Origin of the sequence: Streptomyces sp. PU-14G (assembly GCF_041028275.1) — a bacterium.
Classification (GTDB): Bacteria; Actinomycetota; Actinomycetes; order Streptomycetales; family Streptomycetaceae; genus Streptomyces.
Genome location: NZ_JASKYT010000128.1, coordinates 1 through 17,707 on the forward strand (window position 1 = coordinate 1; position 17,707 = coordinate 17,707).

At 72.8% G+C, this 17,707-nt stretch carries 15 protein-coding genes; 7 read left to right on the forward strand and 8 right to left on the reverse strand.

Annotated features, from left to right (window positions below):
- Nucleotides 1-991 (reverse strand): LysR family transcriptional regulator (locus tag AB8Z75_RS16905; protein WP_369202780.1); only part of this gene is annotated, 991 nt, incomplete at its 3' end.
- A gap of 187 nt (nt 992-1,178) precedes the next feature.
- Between AB8Z75_RS16905 and AB8Z75_RS16910 the strand changes: the two genes are divergently transcribed.
- The 3 genes from AB8Z75_RS16910 (at nt 1,179) to AB8Z75_RS16920 (ending at nt 5,213) form a co-directional block, all read left to right on the forward strand.
- Nucleotides 1,179-1,979 (forward strand): enoyl-CoA hydratase/isomerase family protein, encoded by an 801-nt coding sequence (locus AB8Z75_RS16910; protein ID WP_369202782.1) that lies wholly within the window; start codon nt 1,179-1,181, stop codon nt 1,977-1,979.
- 261 nt (nt 1,980-2,240) lie between these two features.
- Nucleotides 2,241-3,836: an acyl-CoA synthetase gene (locus AB8Z75_RS16915; protein ID WP_369202784.1), complete on the forward strand. Its 1,596-nt coding sequence runs from the start codon at nt 2,241-2,243 to the stop codon at nt 3,834-3,836.
- Between the two features lie 21 nt (nt 3,837-3,857).
- The gene (locus tag AB8Z75_RS16920) at nt 3,858-5,213 is read left to right on the forward strand and encodes an MFS transporter (protein WP_369202786.1); all 1,356 of its coding nucleotides are present in this window, start codon (nt 3,858-3,860) and stop codon (nt 5,211-5,213) included.
- A gap of 140 nt (nt 5,214-5,353) precedes the next feature.
- Here the strand turns inward: AB8Z75_RS16920 and AB8Z75_RS16925 are convergent, their stop codons facing one another.
- Complete coding sequence (locus AB8Z75_RS16925) at nt 5,354-6,070, reverse strand: TetR/AcrR family transcriptional regulator (RefSeq protein WP_369202788.1); 717 nt, start codon at nt 6,068-6,070, stop codon at nt 5,354-5,356.
- Nucleotides 6,071-6,252: 182 nt separating this feature from the next.
- Here AB8Z75_RS16925 and AB8Z75_RS16930 point away from each other — a divergent pair, with 182 nt between their 5' ends.
- On the forward strand, nt 6,253-7,857 hold the full coding sequence (locus AB8Z75_RS16930) for a CocE/NonD family hydrolase (RefSeq protein WP_369202805.1): 1,605 nt from the start codon (nt 6,253-6,255) through the stop codon (nt 7,855-7,857).
- A gap of 287 nt (nt 7,858-8,144) precedes the next feature.
- Nucleotides 8,145-9,242 (forward strand): lactonase family protein, encoded by a 1,098-nt coding sequence (locus AB8Z75_RS16935; protein ID WP_369202789.1) that lies wholly within the window; start codon nt 8,145-8,147, stop codon nt 9,240-9,242.
- Between the two features lie 353 nt (nt 9,243-9,595).
- On the opposite strand, the gene AB8Z75_RS16940 is transcribed toward AB8Z75_RS16935, so the two are convergent.
- The 4 genes from AB8Z75_RS16940 to AB8Z75_RS16955 all read right to left on the reverse strand — a co-directional run bounded on the left by AB8Z75_RS16940 (nt 9,596) and on the right by AB8Z75_RS16955 (nt 14,013).
- Entirely contained in the window at nt 9,596-10,594 is a 999-nt protein-coding gene (locus AB8Z75_RS16940; protein ID WP_369202791.1) for a hypothetical protein, read from the reverse strand.
- Between the two features lie 361 nt (nt 10,595-10,955).
- The gene (locus AB8Z75_RS16945) at nt 10,956-12,149 is read right to left on the reverse strand and encodes an N-acetylglucosamine kinase (protein ID WP_369202792.1); all 1,194 of its coding nucleotides are present in this window, start codon (nt 12,147-12,149) and stop codon (nt 10,956-10,958) included.
- The gene (locus AB8Z75_RS16950; RefSeq protein WP_369202794.1) at nt 12,146-12,823 is read right to left on the reverse strand and encodes a uracil-DNA glycosylase; all 678 of its coding nucleotides are present in this window, start codon (nt 12,821-12,823) and stop codon (nt 12,146-12,148) included. The genes AB8Z75_RS16945 and AB8Z75_RS16950 overlap by 4 nt, the downstream gene beginning before the upstream one ends.
- An 80-nt stretch (nt 12,824-12,903) precedes the next feature.
- Nucleotides 12,904-14,013 carry a WD40/YVTN/BNR-like repeat-containing protein gene (locus AB8Z75_RS16955; protein ID WP_369202796.1) on the reverse strand — a complete coding sequence of 370 codons (1,110 nt, stop codon included), beginning with the start codon at nt 14,011-14,013 and terminating at the stop codon, nt 12,904-12,906.
- 235 nt (nt 14,014-14,248) lie between these two features.
- Here AB8Z75_RS16955 and AB8Z75_RS16960 point away from each other — a divergent pair, with 235 nt between their 5' ends.
- Entirely contained in the window at nt 14,249-14,917 is a 669-nt protein-coding gene (locus AB8Z75_RS16960) for a DUF6214 family protein (protein WP_369202797.1), read from the forward strand.
- A 230-nt stretch (nt 14,918-15,147) separates the two neighbouring features.
- On the opposite strand, the gene AB8Z75_RS16965 is transcribed toward AB8Z75_RS16960, so the two are convergent.
- Nucleotides 15,148-15,819 (reverse strand): TetR/AcrR family transcriptional regulator, encoded by a 672-nt coding sequence (locus tag AB8Z75_RS16965; protein ID WP_369202799.1) that lies wholly within the window; start codon nt 15,817-15,819, stop codon nt 15,148-15,150.
- Between the two features lie 244 nt (nt 15,820-16,063).
- On the opposite strand from AB8Z75_RS16965, the gene AB8Z75_RS16970 reads away from it, so the two are divergent.
- Nucleotides 16,064-16,870: an SAM-dependent methyltransferase gene (locus AB8Z75_RS16970; RefSeq protein WP_369202801.1), complete on the forward strand. Its 807-nt coding sequence runs from the start codon at nt 16,064-16,066 to the stop codon at nt 16,868-16,870.
- Between the two features lie 7 nt (nt 16,871-16,877).
- Here the strand turns inward: AB8Z75_RS16970 and AB8Z75_RS16975 are convergent, their stop codons facing one another.
- Nucleotides 16,878-17,591, reverse strand: a complete 714-nt coding sequence (locus AB8Z75_RS16975) for a phosphatase PAP2 family protein (RefSeq protein WP_369202803.1) — start codon at nt 17,589-17,591, stop codon at nt 16,878-16,880.
- Between the last annotated feature and the right edge of the window lie 116 nt (nt 17,592-17,707).

Below are 17,707 nucleotides of genomic sequence, written 5' to 3' on the forward strand. Positions count from 1 at the left end.
GGCCAGGGGCGGGCACTTTCGAGGCGCGCGGGCCAGGGGCGGGCACTTTCGAGGTGGACGGGTCAGGGGCGGGCCTGCCCTCGATGTGATGTCCTGCCGCCGCCAGTCCCTCCGACACGGCCTCGGTGAAAGCGGCGATGGTCTCGTTGTGGCGGCTCGGGACCCAGACGACCGAGGTGAGCCAGGCCAGGGGCGCTCCCTCCAGCCGCCGCCAGACCAGCCCGTCGGGCAGGGGCGTGCCGGGGGCCTCGTTCACATGGACACCCCGCCCCGCCAGCACGAGGCCCTGGACGAAGTTCGGGTTGCGGGCGTGCCGGATGGAACCGGGAAGGAACCCCTCGTCCCGGCAGATCGTGAGCATGTGGTCGTAGAGCCGGGGTGCCATCGCGCGGGGGAAGATGACGAGCGGCGCACCGTCGAGGTCCCGCATGCGCACCGCACCGGAGGCGGTGCCCGTACCGGCCGCCAGCGGGTGGTCCGCCGGCAGGACGACGCCCAACTCGCGCCGCGCCACCGGTCCTGACTCCAGACCCATCGTGTCCGAGGGATGGCGGACCACGCCCGCGTCCAGCTCCCCTTCGCGCAGCCGGGCGAGCTGTTCGTCCGTGGTCAGCTCGTGCAGGTCGATCAGCACGTCCGGCACCCGGCGGGTGAGGCCCGCGGTCAGCGTCGGCAACACCACCGGGGTGGTGTCGGGCGGCACGCCCACCCGCAGGACCCCCGCCTCGCCGGGCCGGATCCGGCGCATCGCCTCGCGGGCGCTGTCCACCCCGACCAGCACCGGCCTCACGTACTCCAGCAGCAGCGCCCCCGCCTCGGTGAGCTGGACACGGTGCCGAGTGCGGTCGAACAGCCGCACACCCAGCTCGCGCTCCAGGTCGCGGATGCGTTGCGACAGCGGCGGCTGGGCCATGTGCAGCCGGTCCGCGGCTCTGCCGAAGTGCAGTTCCTCGGCGAGCACCGCGAAATAGCGCAGGTGACGGAGCTCCATGGGCGGACCATATCGCTCCGATATCACCGAGGGTCCGGATTGGTGTTGGCCGGGACCCGGCCCGCGCTGCTTGCATGACGGCTCACGGGACGCCCGTTCACGGGTCCTGCGCCCTCATCCCCGATTCACCGTGCGCCGCGGCGCGTGCGTCGCCACGTGGGCACACCTGGAGAAAGGCACTTCGTCCATGACCGAGACCAGCAGCACCGTCACCGTCGACGCGCACCCGGTACCGGCCGCGTCCACCGAGGCCTTCGTCGCCGAGGTGACGCTCAACCGTCCGGAGAAACTCAACGCCTGGACCGGTCAGATGCGCGCCGAGTTGGTCGCGGCGCTCGAAGCGCTCGGCGCTGACGAGCAGTGCCGCGCGGTGGTCCTCACCGGCGCGGGCCGGGCCTTCTGCGCCGGTCAGGACCTCGCGGAGACGGCCGCCATCGACCCGGACGACCACGCCGCGGCCGAAGCGTGGATCGATGACTTCGGCCGCCTCTTCCGCGTGCTGCGGGGACTCCAGAAGCCGACCGTCGCCGCCGTCAACGGGGTGGCCGCGGGGTCGGGCTTCCAGTTCGCGCTCCTGGCCGATCTGCGCATCGGCCACGCCGAGGTGAAGATGGGCCAGCCGGAGGTGCTCTCCGGCATCCCCAGCATCACCGGCATCTGGGCCATGTGGGGCATTCTCGGCCGGGCGAAGACCACGGAGTTCGCCCTCACGGGACGGCTCGTGGACGGCACCGAGGCCCAGCGGCTCGGCCTGCTCAGCCGGCTCGTCGCCGCGGACGAGGTCAGGGCGGAGGCACTGGCCGAGGCCGCACGGCTCGCCGAGCTTCCGCCCGGCGCGGTCGCCCTCACCAAGGGCCGGATCCGCGAGCTGGACGACGCCGGTCTCGACGAGGCGATCGCTGCGGCCAAGAAGGTGCACACGGCCGCGTACGCGACCGGCGAGCCGCAGCGCGAGATGGCCCGTTTCCTGGCCGGCCGCCGCCGCTGACCGACTGCCCCGGACCGGCCGCCACCGCGTGCGGTCCGAAACGCGGCAGTGGGACCGCACATCGGCGCAAGAGCCCGCACGACCCCGCACAGCTGTAGGGCCCGAGCGGCTGTGCGCCGCCCGGCAGCAGCCGACCGCACGCCCCGGCAGCTCTACGACCCGGACATCTGTACACACCGGCAGCGAGGCCCCGGAGGCCCGGCCGCAGCCACCCGCAGGCACCGGCCACCGCTGTCCGTACGAGAGGAACCGATCCACCCCATGAGTACCAGCGTCACCCCGTCCGCCGGCGAGGCCGCCTACCGAAGGCTCGTCGAGGAACACCGGTGGAGCGTGCCCGAGCGCTACAACATGGCGGCCGATGTCGCCGACCGGCATCCCGGAGACAAGCTCGCGCTCATCTTCGAGGACCACACCGGCCACCGCGAGGAGGTGACCTGGCAGCGAGTCCAGGACCGCTCGCGGCAGATCGCAGCCGAGCTGCACAGGATCGGCGTCCGCAAGGGCGACCGGGTGGCCGTGCTGCTGCCGCAGCGCACCGACACCCCCGCCACCTACCTCGGTGTGCTGCGCACGGGGGCCGTTTTGGTGACGATGTCCCTGCTGTGGGCCGACGAACCGATCCGGTACAGACTGGCCGACTCGGGCGCCGGCGTCCTGGTGACCGAGACCGCCGCGCTGGAGCGTGCCGACGGTTTCTCCGGGCCGGTCGTCAACGTCGACGACCCCGCCATCGACGCGCTGCCCTGCGCGTTCGACACCGTGGACACCGCCCCCGACGACCCGGCGCTGATCTTCTACACCTCCGGCACCACCGGCGCCGCCAAGGGCATCGTGCACGCCCACCGCACTCTGCTCGGGCACAACGAGTTCCGTTACTGCCACGACCTGCGGCCCGGCGACGTGTTCTACGGCGCCGGTGACTGGGCCTGGTCCATGGCGAAGCTGATGGGGCCGCTGCGCGCGGGCGCCGTCCACCTCGTCTACCGCCCGGCAGGCGGTTTCGACCCGGAGGGGCTGCTGGCGGCGATGTCCCGCAACCAGGTCACGACGGCCCTGGTCAACCCGACCTTCTTGCGTAAGATGATGCAGGTCGTCCCGGACGCGGGCAGGCGTTACCCGCAGGCGCTGCGCGTGGTGTGCTGCTCCAACGAGCCGCTCACCCCGGAGCTCATCGAGTGGTTCCACGCCCAGTTCGGTGTGACCCCGCTGGACTACTACGGTTCCACCGAGTCGTACCCGCTGCTCGGAAACTTCCCCGGCGTCCCGGTCAAGCCGGGCTCGATGGGCCGCCCCCTGCCCGGCTGGGACGTGGCGCTGCTGGACGCGGACGACCGTGAGGTGCCCGTCGGAGAACCCGGCGAGATCTGCCTGCGCGCCAGGTCGAATCCGCAGTTCCCGCTGGGCTACTGGAACCGGCCCGAGGCCGCCGCTGAGACCTTCGGCGGCACCTGGTACCGGACCAAGGACCAGGCCGTCAGGGACGAGGACGGGTACTTCTGGTTCCTCGGCCGCACCGACGACGTCATCAAGACGTCCGGGTACCGCGTCGGTCCGTACGAGGTGGAGGCCGTCCTGCGCGGCCACCCCGCCGTCGCCGAAGCCGGTGTCGTCGGAGTGCCGGACCCGGTGCGCGGCCAGGCCGTCAAGGCCTGGATCGAGCTGAATCCGGGATACGAGCCGAGCGAGGCGCTCGCCCGGGAGATCTCGGACTTCGCCCGCGCCGCGCACTCCCGGTTCGCCTACCCGCGGCTGGTCGAGTTCGCCGACGAGCTGCCGCGTTCGGCCACCGGAAAGATCCGGCGGAGCGCGCTGCGTGCCCGCGACACCAGCCCTGCCAACCCCGACGCGGCGTAGCCGACCAGGAGGACGACGGACATGACGACGGACCGCTGGATTCCGGCATCGCGGGAAGCGCCCGCCAAGCAGACGGCCGACCGCGCCGAGGAGGGCAGGGTGCGGCGCAAGGTCACCGCTGCCACCGCCGTCGGCAACTTCGTCGAGTGGTTCGACTCCGGCGCGTACGCGATCATGTCCGCCACGATCGCCGGGCTCTTCTTCCCCCAGTACGACGCGACTGCCGCCCTCCTGGCCACCTGGGCCGTCTTCGCCGGGGGCTTCATCGCCCGCCCGCTGGGTGCCGCCTTCTTCGGCCGCTACGGCGACCGGATCGGCCGCAACCGCATGCTCGCGCTGAGCGTGCTGTGCATGAGCGGCTCGACGTTCCTGATCGGGCTGCTGCCCGGCTACGCCGCACTCGGCATCACCGCGCCGGTGCTGCTCTTCCTGCTCCGCACGGTGCAGGGCTTCTCCACCGGAGGCGAGTACACGGGTGCGGCGGCCTTCATCATGGAGTACGCCCCGGAGGGTCGCCGCGCCCGCTATGCCAGCGTCGTCCCGCTCACGGTCGGCCTGGCCTCCGTGGCGGGCGCCATGACGGGCCTGGCCCTCACCTCCTCCCTCGACGAGTCGGCGCTGAACAGCTGGGGCTGGCGGGTTCCGTTCCTGCTGGCGGGACCGCTCGGGCTGATCGGCCTCTACCTGCGCAGCCGGATCCAGGACACCCCGGTCTTCCGGGCGATGGAGAAGCGCGACGCGGTGCACAAGGCGCCGCTGCGGGACGCGTGGCGGGTGTGCCGCAGGCAGGTGCTGACGCTGTTCGGCTACAGCATCACCAACGCGATCGGCTACTACCTGATGAGCAGCTACATGATCGCCTACATGTCGGAGGAGGTCGGCTACAGCAAGGCGGAGGCGATGCTCACCAGCGTGGTGGCGATGCTCGCCTACAGCGCGGCATGCCCGCTGATGGCCGCGGCCAGCGACCGTTTCGGGCGCAAACCGATGCTGCTGGTGGCCTGCGGCGGTTTCACGGTGGCGACTCTCCCGGCCTTCTGGCTGATCGGCACCGGGCTGCCCGGAGCCGTCCTGGGGGCCACGGTTCTCGCGGTCCTCGTCGCGGTGATCGGCACCTCGAACGTACCGGCGATGGTCGAGATGTTCCCCGGGCAGCTGCGGGCGAGCGGCTCGGCCATCGGATACACCGCCGCGTACGTGCTCTTCGGCGGCACCGCGCCGTTCGTGGCCACCGGCGTGGTCTCGCTCGCCGGGAGCCCACTCGCGCCCGGGTTCTATCTGATGCTCGTGGCGGCCGTCTCCGCGCTGGTGGTGCTGTTTGCCTTCCGGGAGACCGTGCACCTGCCGCTCACCCGGACGAGCGTGCTGGAGAAGTAGCCGCCGCTCGCCGAGCACGAGGGGCGGTGCGCCGCCCCTCGTACCCACCTCCGCCGTACGCCCCTCCGGCGGCGTCCTCCCGCCGGAGGGGCCCGTTTCCCGCGGGTGCCGCGAGCAGGACGGCAGTCGGGTGCGGGGCATCAGTCGGTATCGAGGCCGTCGATCAGGCGGTTGAGGAACCGGGCGAAGGTGGCCTCGGGGGCGAGAGGACGTCCGGGGGCGGACAGGGCTTCGGCGAGTTCCGGGTGGCGGCCGTCGGCAGCGACAGCGGCGAGGTAGCGGCTCTCGGCCGCGGCCCGGTCCGGCGATCGTGAGACTGCGGCCTGTGCGATCTCGTGGGAGACGTGGCCCGTCACGAACGCGGTGATCTGGGCGAAGACCTCCAGCTTCGCGGCACCGTCCAGCCCGGTCGGCCGCAGGACGGCGAGCACGTGTTCCAGGAAAGCCAGGGTGTTGGGGCCCGGAGCGCGGCGGGTGGACAAGGCGGCGGGCAGCCAGGGGTGGCGCAGCATGTGGGCGCGCTGCAGGCGGGCCACGGTCTTCAGGTCGGCGCGCCAGTCGCCGCTGGGCGGGTCCGCGACGGCGAGTTCGCCGCTGACGTGGTCGACCATCAGCTCCAGCAGCGTGTCCTTGTCGGGGGCGTAGCTGTAGAGCGACATGACGCCTGCTCCGACTTCGGCGGCCACCCGCCGCATGGTGACCACCTCAAGCCCGTGCGCGTCCGCGAGGGCGACGGCGGTCGCGGTGATCGTCTCCCGGCTGAAGGAAGGTCTGCGGCCCCGGCGCGGCTCGCAGGGGCGCAGCCACAACTCTTCGGGATCGACGCCCCCGGCGCTGGACTTTCCGTCACGGGACACGGTTTTCGCTCTCCTTTCCCGGCTGCCGAGCGATGGCTCTTGCGAACGTCATCCAAGCATCCTCTATTCTCGTACGCGGTACGAGAATAGAGGAGGGGACGATGCCATCACGCACGCCCGACGCCGTTGCCGGAACGGCCTGGGCGCCACCCGCCGGAAAACCGCCACTGTCCTCCCGGATGATGAGGGCGACCTGGCGCGGGCTGCCAGGAAAACGGCACGAGGCCGGATGGGAGCCGGGGCTGGTGGTACCGGCCGCCGACGGCAGCCCGTTGCTCACCGACCACTACTTTCCGCGCGCCCAGGGCGACTTCCCCACACTCCTGGTCCGCTCGCCTTACGGCCGAGGCCTGCCGTGGTCACCCCAGTACGGTGTGCTCTTCGCCGAACAGGGCTTCCATGTGATCCTGCAGAGCTGCCGCGGCACCGGTGGTTCGGGCGGCGTGTTCGACCTGTGGCGCAACGAGGCCGCGGACGGCCAGGCCACGGTGTCCTGGCTGCGCGAACAGCCCTGGTTCAACGGAACGCTGGGAACCGTCGGCCCCAGCTACCTGGGCTACGTGCAATGGGCCCTCGCGTCGGACCCGCCGCCCGAACTGAAGGCGATGGTGGTGCAGGTAGGGCTGCACGACCCCTACGCACTGTTCCACGCCGACGGAGCGCTCCGCCTGGAGAACGCCCTCGCCGTGGGCGTGGGCATGCACTACCAGCACCAGGGCATGCTGCCACTCCTCAGGGCGACGCTGCGTCTCCAGCGCCGCGTGCGCGACGTCACCACCGCGGAGCCCCTGAGGGGGGCGTACGTGTCGGCGCTCGGAGGTGAACTGCCCTGGCTGGACGAGGTGATGACACGCCCGGACGCCGAGGACGCCTACTGGCGCGGTGCGTCGTTGGCGGAGTCGGCTCAGCGGCTCCGTGTGCCCACAGCTCTGATCACCGGATGGCACGACGCCCTGGTCGACCAGACCTTCGAGCAGTACGACCGGCTGCGCGAGGCCGGATGCGAGACCGCCCTGCTCGTCGGCCCCTGGACGCACACTTCCGCCCTGCAGCGAGGATGGCCGCGGGTGTTCGCCGAAAGCCTCGCGTGGCTGCGCGCCCACCTGTGCGCCGACCCCTCCGGCCTGCGCCCCACAGCGGTGCGTGTGCACGTCGGCGGCGCGGACATCTGGCGGGACCTCGACGACTGGCCGCCGGCCACTGCTGCCACCCGGTGGTACCCCATCCCCGGCGGGCATCTCACCCAACAGGCCCCCGCGGACTCCACACCCGTGGCGGCGTTCCGCTACGACCCGGCCGATCCCACCCCCTCCCTCGGCGGGCCGCTGCTCTCCCGCACCGCCGGCTCCCGGGACAACGCCACCCTCGAAGCCCGGGACGATGTGCTGACCTTCACCGGCCCACCGCTGACCGAGCCTCTGGACCTCCTGGGTCCCGTCTCCGCACGGCTGAGCATCTCCACGGACACCGGAAACGCCGATGTCTTCACTCGTCTGTGCGACGTGGACCCACAAGGCCGCTCCGTCAACATCTGCGACGGATTTGGCCGGCTGCGGACGACCGGAGGGGCGTCCTCGCAGATCACTGTGGGGATGAGCTCCACCGCCCACCGCTTCCCCGTCGGCCACCGCATACGCTGGCAGGTCAGCGGAGGCGCCCACCCGCGTTACGCCCGCAACCCCGGCACCGGTGAGTCGCCGGTGGACGCCACCACCTTCACACCAGTACGCATCACGCTCCACGCGGACTCGGCACTCGCGCTTCCCAGCAGTGCTGAGCTCACGTAAGCGTAAGGCGTCAGCTTTCGGGGAACGGACGGCGAGCCGGGCAGTCCGGCCCGGCTCGCTCCGCTGCGCCGTGCTGCCTTCTGTCTCCGCCGCCGAGTCGGAGTGACGCGGAGCAGCCGGAGGCACGGCCGCCCTTACTCCGTGGCCCCCGACCGGTTACTCCGTGGCCCCCGACCGGTTGCTCTGCGGCCCCGACCGGCGCCGGTCGGGGCGCCGCGCTGGTCCAGACCAAGGCCCCACGCCTGTTACCGTCGTGCCCCCAGACGGAGCGGCGAAGGGGCAGCGCGATGGCCGAGAGTACGCAGCGCCGGGCACAGGCCTACATCGGATCGTTCACTTCAGCGGGCGGACGCGGTATCACCACCGCGGCCCTCGACATCGCCACGGGGGCGCTCACCCCACTGCATCACACGGAAGACGCCGTCACGGACCCCTCCTTCCTGGCCCTGGCCCCTTCCGGAGGGACCCTCTACGCGGTCAGTGAGAGCGACCAGGGCGGCGCCGCGGCGTTCGCCCTGCACCGCCAAGAGCCCCTCGAACTCCTGGGGAGCACCGTCTCCGTGCACGCCGCAGGCCCCACGCATCTGAGCGTCGCGGACGGCCGTCTCCACACGGCGAACTACACCTCGGGCAGCGTCACCGCCCTGCCCCTGCGCGCCGACGGAAGCCTGGAGCCCCGTCCCGTCACCCACCAGCACCATGGGAGCGGCCCGGTTGCGGACAGGCAGGAAGGACCGCACGCCCACGCTGCCGTACCGGACCCGTCAGGGCAGTGGCTGCTCGTCACCGACCTGGGAACCGACTCGGTGTGGATCTACGACCTGCGGGGCCCGCGCCCAGGCCTCCACCTCCACCGCGAGGTGCCGCTCCGCGCCGGAACCGGTCCGCGCCACCTGGCTTTCGCCCCCGGCGCGCGGGAACGGACAGCGGAATCGCCGGAAGTCGAATGGGTGTACGTCGTCAACGAGCTGGACTCGACGGTGACGACCTGCCGTTGGCGCAGCAACACCGGCGAGCTGGAACCCCTGGGGGAGACCCGGGTCCTGCCGTCCGGGCACACGGGCCCAGCCAACTATCCCTCCGCGCTGGTCCTCTCGCCCGACGGACGCTTCGCCTGGGTCGCGAACCGGGGCGACGACAGCATCGCCGTACTCGACCTGTCAGCGGGTGAACTGCCCGTCCTCACGGCCACCGTTCCGTGCGGCGGCCACTGGCCGCGCGATCTCGCCGCGCCCCCGGCGGGCGGCCGGCTGTACGCGGCCAACGAGCGGTCCGGAGATGTCACCTGGTTCGACGTGGACCACGAGACGGGTATGCCGCACCGAGGCGGCTCGCTGCCGGCTCCCGCCGCATCCTGCGTCGTTTTCGACGTCCCTCTCGACTGACGACTCCGTCGCACCTGTCGCTGACGGATCCGGTCGTTTCCGGCGCTGGGGGAGGCACCGCGCCGCGTTGAGGGAGGAGCCGTTGCCGCGTTGGCGAGGGCGCCCTCTCCGGACCGACGGCACTTCGCGTACCCGGAACGACGGGGTGCGCCGTACCCGCCGGAGGATTCTCCGTGCGGGTACGGCGCGCCTCTCCTGCCTGCGGCGTGCTTCTCCCGCCTGCGGCGCGGCTTCGCCGCGCGTCGGACCTCGGATGCTCGCCGCACAACCCGGCCGGCGGCTCGGCAACCCGACCGGCGGCTCGGCAACCCGACCGGCGGCTCGGCGCATCGCCGCGCCACCGGGCCGAGGGCTCAGCGCACCGGCATGCCCTGCTGCCGGGCTGCCTCCGGCTGGGCGATCCCGGCCTTGGCCGCGAACGTGGACGCCACGAGTTTGCCCAGCGCGGGGTAGGCACCCAGCGGCTCAGCCGCCGAGCAGCCCGCTTCCTGCGCGGCGGCCTCCAGCAGCCCGTCAGCGATCTCCGGGCCGATCAGGCACGGAGCGACGGCCAGGTTCTGCGAGCCGGAACCGCGCAGCTGTTCGGCCGTGTGCTGGATGGCGCCCTCGTCGTCGAGTGCCGCGGCGAGTACCGGGACCGCCAGTCGGGCCGCCAGTAGCATGCCGGTGATACCGGCCGCCTGCACGGCTTCCTCTCCGCCGACGGTGGCCAGGATGATGCCGTCCGCCGCCGTGGCCACCGTGAAGAGCCGGGCCCGGTCGGCACGCGCCAGGCCCGCCTCGGAGAGCCGCACGTGGACGGCCTCGGCGAGCAGCGGGTGCGGCCCCAGGACGTCGGTCAGCTCGGCTCCGGAGCCGCTGCCCAGCACCTCTTGGCGGATGCGCCGCAGCTGGGCGGCGTCCGGACCGGCCAGCAGCGGGACGACGACGGCGGGCAGACCGTCGTCCTCCTCCTCGCGGGCCGGGGCGGCGACGGGGGCCTCGGTCTCCTCCGAGGCTGTTCCGTCGGCGGTCGCGGCCGACATCTCGCGGGCCTCCCGCGCGTACCGTATCCGGGTCGCACGGTCGGCCACCGCAGAGGTGAGGGCGGCGCGGATAGTGGGGAACTCCTCGTCGTCACCGTCGGTGAAACCGATCCGCGCGTCGAGACCGGGCAGCTCCGAGCGCGCGATACTCAGCGTCTCTTCCGCGAGGCTGCGCGTGGCGCTGGAAGGTGTGCCGGGGACGGCCAAAACCAGGGCCGGCGCGCCCTCGGGGGCGACAGCGGGCTCCGGCCGGCGGTGCCGTCCGGGCCGGCGGGGACGTGGCATTCGTACGGGCAGGCCATTGTCCGGTCCTGTGGGGGAGCTCATGCGCCCGCATGCTAATGCCTTGCTGAGCTTGGCTGTTCGGCCGGGGGAGGCAGGTGGGCGTATGTCCCGATTCGCCCGGGTCGATGTGCGCTGTATTCTGACGCTTCCTGCCCCCGGATGTGCCCTGTCCGACAAGATGTGTCCGTCGGGCACGCGCCGACAGGTGGCGGGACGACGTGGCAGGACGGAACTCCGCAGTCCGGGCAGGACGGAACTCCGCAGTCCGGCGCCGCCCGCCAGGCCGGGCCGCGAGCAGGTGAGGAGTCCGGTAGCCGGCCCGCGCGGGTGGGTGTCCCGTGGACGGCCACGGCGCGACGCTTTCAGGCAGGGGCGACGCCGTCGGGGCGGTCAGCGGCCTGCCTCAGGCGGGTCCGGTCGCGGGAACGTCCGAGAGGCGCAGCAGAGCCGGGTCCTGCGGCAGCGCGACACCGCCCGTGGCCAGTCGCCCCGCGAGCAGCAGCGCGCCGTCCAGCGGGCCGCCTGCGGCCTCGACCACCCGGGCCTGGGGCAACCGCTCGGCCAGCTCGGCACGCAGCGGCCCGGTGAGGGGCTCGCCCATGGCGAACAGGCCACCGGTGAAGGCGACGCGCACGGGTGCCACCGCCGCCGCCTCCCGTGGTCCTTCGCCCAGCCCCTCGTCGCCGGAAGGGCACACCGCCACGGCACTGGCCGCGATCTCGCGGCCGGCCGCTCGCAGAATGCCTGCCGCCACCTGGTCCCGCTCCGCGCACCGTGCCACCTCGGGCGCGAAAGAGGCGAGCACGGCGGGACGGTCGGTGCGCGGATACAGCCGGCCGGGCAAGCCGCTGAGGGGCGTCCCGAACACGGCCTCCGCGCCGGCCCGCAGCGCTGCCGAACCACCCGCCCGTCCGTCGTGAGCGCGCATGGCCGCCTCCAGACCGGCCCGGCCGATCCACGCACCGCTGCCACAGTCGCCCAGCAGGTGCCCCCAGCCGTCGGCGCGTCGCCAGGTGGTCAGATCGGTGCCCATGGCGATCATCCCGGTGCCCGCCGCCACCACCGCGCCGGGCTGCTCGCCGAGCGCGCCCGCATAAGCCGTCACGGCGTCGGCGGCGAGTGCTACCCGCTGTACCCGGAACTCCCGTGCGAGCAGACCCGGCAACTCGGCACGCAGTCCGTCACCGAGCGTGGCCATCCCCGCGGCACCGACGCAGGCCGCCGCGATCCGCGGCCCGAAGCCCTGCCGCGCCCCGAAGCCTTGACGGGCGTCGAAGCCCTGCCGCGCCCCGAAGCCCTGCCGGGCGTCGAAGCCTTGCCGGGCGCCGGCCTCGGCCGAGATCCCGGAACCGGGCTGGGGTCCGGCCTCCGCCTCGGCCAGCAGCTGCCGCACGGCAGGGACCAACTGCTCAGCCAGGTGCGCCGGATCGATTCCGGTGGCGTTCGTGCGGACCGGCTCCGCGCAGGTGACGCCGCCCACCAGCCGTGGACTCGCCCCCGCGTCCGCCCGCTGCCACCCCAGGGCGACCCGGAGCCCCGATCCTCCCGAGTCCACCCCGAGCACCCATGCGCCCTCGCCGGCCGCCCCGCTGCTCACGGCAGGCGCCAGTCCACGGGCTCGGCACCCTGCTGGGCCAGCAGTTGGTTGACGCGGCTGAACGGGCGCGAACCGAAGAAGCCCCGGTCCGCGGACATGGGGGAGGGGTGCGAGGACTCCACCGAGGGCAGACCGCCCAGCAGGGGGCGCAGATTGCGTGCGTCCCTGCCCCACAGCACCGACACCAGCGGACGCTCCCGCGCGACCAGGGCCCGGATGGCCTGTTCGGTGACCTCTTCCCAGCCCTTGCCACGGTGGGCGGCCGGCCTGCGCGGGGCCGTGGTCAACGCCCTGTTGAGCAGCAGCACCCCCTGCCGCGTCCAGGGCGTCAGATCGCCGTTCGAGGGCCGGGGGAGGCCCAGGTCACTGTTCATCTCCCGGAAGATGTTCTCCAGGCTGCCCGGCAGCGGTCGCACGTCCGGCGCGACAGAGAAGGAGAGGCCGACCGCGTGCCCCGGCGTGGGATAAGGGTCCTGGCCGACGATGAGGACGCGTACCTCGTCGAACGGCTGCTGGAAGGCTCTGAGGACGTTGGGTCCCGAGGGGAGGTAGGTTCTCCCCTCCGCGATCTCCGCGCGCAGGAAGTCGCCCATGGAGGCGACCCGTTCGGCGACCGGCTCCAAAGCCTTGGCCCAGCCCGGTTCGACAATCTCGTTCAACGGTCGTGCAGCCACGAGCCGTCACTCTACTGGCTCTGCACGGCCGGCCGGGCCTCCGCCCGGCCGAGACCGCTGGGCCCCCGCACCGTCTCCGCTCAGTCGATCACCGCCGCCCGTACGCACAGCACGTCCGGCAGGTGCCGGGCCAACTGCCGCCAGCTCTCGCCCTCGTCCGCGCTCGCGAACACCTCACCGTTGCGGTTGCCGAAGTAGAGGCCTGCCGGATCGGCGTCGTCCGTGCACAGCGCGTCCCGCAGCACCGGCCCGTAGTGCGCCGACTGGGGCAGGCCGGTGCCCAGCGCCTCCCAGCTGCCGCCGGCGTCCTGCGTACGGTGCACGCGGCAGCGGTGCTCGGCGGGGACCCGGTCGGCGTCCGCGTTGAGCGGGAAGAGGTAGGCCACGCCGCCCCGCCGCGGATGGGTGGCCACGGGGAAGCCGAAGTCCGAAGGGAGCCCTTCGCCGATCGACTGCCAGGTGTCGGCGCCGTCGTCGCTGCGGAAGACCCCCCAGTGGTTCTGCAGATAGAACCTGTCCGGGTCCTCGGCGTCGCGCGCGACCTTGTGCACACACTGCCCGTACTCCGGGTAGCGCTGCCCCTCGGGAAGGAAGACGGCCGACACTCCGCGGTTGCACGGCTCCCAGCTCGCTCCGCCGTCCGCTGTCCGGTAGGCGCCGCCCGTCGAGACGGCCACGGTCACCCGCCGGGAGTCGCGCGGGTCCACCAGGATCGTGTGCAGCCCCAGCCCGCCGCCGCCCGGCACCCAGTCCCCCCGTGTCGGGTGCTCCCACAGCGGGCGGACCAGCTCGAAGGACTCGCCGCCGTCCTGCGAGCGGAACAGGCCGCCGGGCTCCGTTCCCGCGTAGACCACGCCCGGCTCGTCCACGCCACCCGGCTGAAGCTGCCACACCCGCTCCAGGGAGGCCCCGGTGTCCTTCGGATACGTGAGGGCCGGACGGGTGGGCTCCTTCCACGTCTTGCCGAGATCGTCGGAGTGGAAGACGGAGGGACCCCAGTGGGCGCTGTCCCCTCCCGCCAGCAGCCGGGGCCCTCCAGGGCCGCGCCGGTCGACGCTGAAGGAGTAGACGGCCTGCGCGTTGAAGTGCGGGCCAGTGAACTCCCAGGTGCCCGAACCCCGCAGACCGGCCTTCTGCCGGGCGAGGAACAAGCCCTTTCTCGTACCTACCGCGAGCAGCACATCCGCCATGTCGGCACCGCCTTGGAGACGTCGTTGTCCTGAGGTACCGCACAGTCTGCACCGGCCCACTGACACTCCCCTCAGGCAGCGGAGGAACGCGCGGCCGGCCGCGCGCCCCCGGCCCCCATACGGCGGCACGGGTGCGCCGTTCGGGCTGTCGCCGCCTCCGTCGATAGGGGTGCCGTGCGAGGACCCGTGCGCGCCGGGGCACGCCCGCGGCCGTCCGTGACTACGGTGCCGCGACGTGTCGGACAGACCCCCATACTCCCGCTGCTCTCCGGACCACTCCTCCTCGGACCACTCGCCCGAACCGTCCGCCGGCCCGCCGGACAGCGGCCCGCCGGACGGCGCGCCGCCCGCGCCGCCCGGGCCGCCCTGTCCGGCCTGGCAGCTGCTGGGCCACGGCACCGGCGCGGGCCCGGCGCCGTACGACGCGAGCGGGCAGGCGCCCTGGTTCGCCGTCGGCCTCACCCTGTCCGACGGCGTCCAGGTGGAAGTGCTCGCCGCCGTGGTGGACGACGCGATCCGCGTCGAGGAGGTGCGGGCCGATCCGCCGTTGACGCCGCGGGGGCTGACGGAACTCACGCCATGGCTGGACGGGCCGTTGACGGACGCGTGCCCGGAGGTGCTCCAGCCCCCGCAGAAAGCTCCCACCGTGTGGGTGACGGGAGCGTGCGTGCTGCCCGCGGCGCCGCCGCCGGCGCCGGTGAGGGGCAGGGGCCGGCCTCCCGGGCCTCGTGGGCGCGCGGCACGGCGCGCGGCGGCCGAGGCGTACACCGCCGCGCGGCAGCGGGGCGCCGACCCGGTCCTGGCCGTCATGCGGCTCACCGGGCACGGTCGCCGCAAGTCCCTCCGCGTCATCGCGGACGCCCGCGACGACGGCCTGCTTCCGCCCCGCCACGCCCGTCGCTGAACGGGCGCCGGGCCGGGCTCGCGGGCCCGGCTGCGGACCGCCTTCCGTCTCAGCGCGTCTCCCACGCGGCTTTCGCGCGTCTCCCACGCGTCTCCCACGCGTCTCCCACGCGTCTCCCACGCGTCTCCCGCGCGGCTTTCGCGCCAGCGCGGTCTGTACCGGCCGCTGGACCATCACGTCCGTGCTGCCGATGGCCGCCGTGCCGTGCGGCCGGGAGCACGGTTCCGTGCCTACGGCGTGAGACGGCCCAGCTGACGGATGAGGGCCGCGGAGGAGTTGCCGCCCGCCCGCTCACCGGGGCTCTCGGGCGGCATGCCCCGGTCCCAGGCCAAGCCGTACCGGGTGAACAGCTCTCCCCGCAGCCTCTCCAGCGGCATCGGCGCACCGGGCAGAAGCGCCGCGACGACGGACCCCATGAGGTTCGCGCGCAGCAGTGGATAGTCGCGGTCCGGGTCGGGTGATCCGTAGAGAGTCACCGCGGTGCGCAGCAGAGCGGCAAGGCGCCGCTGTTCGTCGCACTGGACGAACCCCTCCTGCTGGAGGATGCCTGCCATGTGGGCCCGCATGAGCACCGGGTGATCACGTGCCAGCCCCATGATGGCGTCGATGGCGCGGGCCAGCGCCTCCTCACCGCTGCCAGGGCCCTCGGGCAGCGGGGTGCGCTCCAGAGCCTCGGCGAGCGTCAGGTGCATCAGCCGGTGCACGGCGGACTGGAACAACTGGCGTTTGCCGGGGAAATAGTACGAAATCAGGCCCCGCGCCGAGCCCGCACGGTCGGCGATCGCGCCCAGCGTCGTCGCCTCGTAACCGCGTTCGGCGACCAGCTCGACGGTCGCCTGCAGCAGGCGTTCGCGCGAGCGTCGGCGCAACTCCTCATTGACCGATGCGCTCCGAGGGGACATGCTGTAACTCCTGCGTTGGCTGGCTGGCAGCCAATATACTCAGTGAGTCTTCGGATGTCCGCGCCCCTCGTGCGGGGAGGTCCGGTGCAGCAGTCGATATCGGGGCGACGCGGGGGATCGCCCCGATATCGACGTCAACCAGCCGAAACGGGACGCCACTTCTCCGTGCGGCACTCGAACTCCCGGCCAGGGGTACGTTAGTGCGCACACAGCGTCAGTGCATGCGCGGAGGACAGGGAGAGCGATGGCGGACAGCCTGGGACCCGACTCGGAAGAGATCGACGACACGCTGCCGCATTCGGCGCGGATCTGGAACTACTGGCTCGGCGGCAAGGACCACTACGACATCGACCGCCAGGTCGGTGACGAGATCGCCCGCAGCAACCCCGGAATCGTGACCACCGCGCGGGCGCAGCGCGCCTTCCTGTGCCGCGCGGTCAGATACCTGGCGGGTGAGGTCGGCATCCGGCAGTTCCTCGACGTCGGTACGGGTCTTCCCACGGTCGACAACACCCACGAGGTCGCCCAGCGTGTCGCGCCCGACGCACGGATCGTCTACGTCGATCACGACCCCCTCGTGCTCACCCACGCCCGTGCCCTGCTGACCAGCACGCCCCAGGGCGTCACCCACTACATCGACGCGGACCTGCGCGACCCCGACGCCATTCTCAGCGGAGCCGCGGCCACGCTCGACTTCGACCGGCCCGTCGCCCTGATACTGCTCGGTGTCGCCGCCCACATCACCGACGAGAGCGCCTACGACGTGGTAGCCCGCCTGTTGGACGCCCTTCCGTCCGGAAGCCACCTGGTCTTCAGCGACTCGGCCGAGGTCGTCAACCCGGAAGCGGTCCGCGCGATGGTGCGCCAGTGGAACCGCACCAGCGACAACCCCCGCGTCAACCGCACCCGCGACCAGATCAGCCGCTTCTTCGACGGGCTCGAAGTCCTCGAACCCGGACTGGTCTCCGTCACCCGGTGGCGCCCTGAGGCCCTTCCGTTCGGCGAACCGGACGAGGTCGACAACGTCGGAGGCGTCGCCAGGAAGCCCTGAGCCCGCCCTACCGCTCCCGCGGCGCGGCCCCGGTCGAGGAGGGGGCAGGCAGCCTCTCTCCGGCGCGCAGAGCCGCCCACGCGGCTGCGGAGGCCAGTCCCAGCGCCGTACCGAGCAAGACGCCCACGACGGTGTCCGTCAGCCAGTGGACACCCAGCCACACGCGGGTGAACGCCACCCCGGCGACGGACACGCACGCCACGACCGCCGCGGAACGCCACCACACGCCCCCGGCGGACGGCCCCCGCTCGCGCCAGAGCCACAGCAGCACCACGCACACCAGCGCGGCGGTCATCGCGTGGCCCGACGGCATCGCGGCGTAGTGCGCGGAGTCCACCGGCTCGCGCCACTGCGGCCTCTCCCTCGCCAGCGCCGCCTTCAGACCCTGCTGCACACCGGAACCGACCAGCACGGTGCCGGCCAGCCACCAGGCCATCGGACGCTCCCCACGCCACAGCAGCCACACCACCACGGCGGCCACCAGCAGCCGGAAGGTCCACGGATCCCACACCCAGTCGGTCAGTACCCGATTGGCATGGGTGAGTCCCGGATTGTCGAGCGCCGCCGTGTGCAGTCCCGAGGCCACGTCCGTGTCGAGGGCGGCAAGCGGCTGCCACGGCAGCAGGGCCAGGACGATCAGCAGGACGGCGGCGGCTCCCAGCGTGGCAGCCGCTGCGGCCTGCCACGCGCCAGGAGGGCTCTGTCGGATCGGACCACGCATGCGCAGATCATCGCCCCTGCCACCGGCCACGGGGCAAGTCCCCGGCGCGTCCCGCCGTTTCCCCGCCGCGGATCGACCCCTCACAAGTCGCGCAGAAGGGCCCGGTGGGGGAGGGC

Bases quoted from the DNA above. Each gene is read 5' to 3' on its own strand.
- AB8Z75_RS16935 (WP_369202789.1), top strand. From the start codon at position 8,145: ATGGCCGAGAGTACGCAGCGCCGGGCACAGGCCTACATCGGATCGTTC.
- AB8Z75_RS16970 (WP_369202801.1), top strand. From the start codon at position 16,064: ATGGCGGACAGCCTGGGACCCGACTCGGAAGAGATCGACGACACGCTG.
- AB8Z75_RS16975 (WP_369202803.1), bottom strand. From the start codon at position 17,591: ATGCGTGGTCCGATCCGACAGAGCCCTCCTGGCGCGTGGCAGGCCGCA.
- AB8Z75_RS16930 (WP_369202805.1), top strand. From the start codon at position 6,253: ATGAGGGCGACCTGGCGCGGGCTGCCAGGAAAACGGCACGAGGCCGGA.
- AB8Z75_RS16910 (WP_369202782.1), top strand. From the start codon at position 1,179: ATGACCGAGACCAGCAGCACCGTCACCGTCGACGCGCACCCGGTACCG.
- AB8Z75_RS16955 (WP_369202796.1), bottom strand. From the start codon at position 14,013: ATGGCGGATGTGCTGCTCGCGGTAGGTACGAGAAAGGGCTTGTTCCTC.
- AB8Z75_RS16940 (WP_369202791.1), bottom strand. From the start codon at position 10,594: ATGAGCTCCCCCACAGGACCGGACAATGGCCTGCCCGTACGAATGCCA.
- AB8Z75_RS16920 (WP_369202786.1), top strand. From the start codon at position 3,858: ATGACGACGGACCGCTGGATTCCGGCATCGCGGGAAGCGCCCGCCAAG.
- AB8Z75_RS16965 (WP_369202799.1), bottom strand. From the start codon at position 15,819: ATGTCCCCTCGGAGCGCATCGGTCAATGAGGAGTTGCGCCGACGCTCG.
- AB8Z75_RS16915 (WP_369202784.1), top strand. From the start codon at position 2,241: ATGAGTACCAGCGTCACCCCGTCCGCCGGCGAGGCCGCCTACCGAAGG.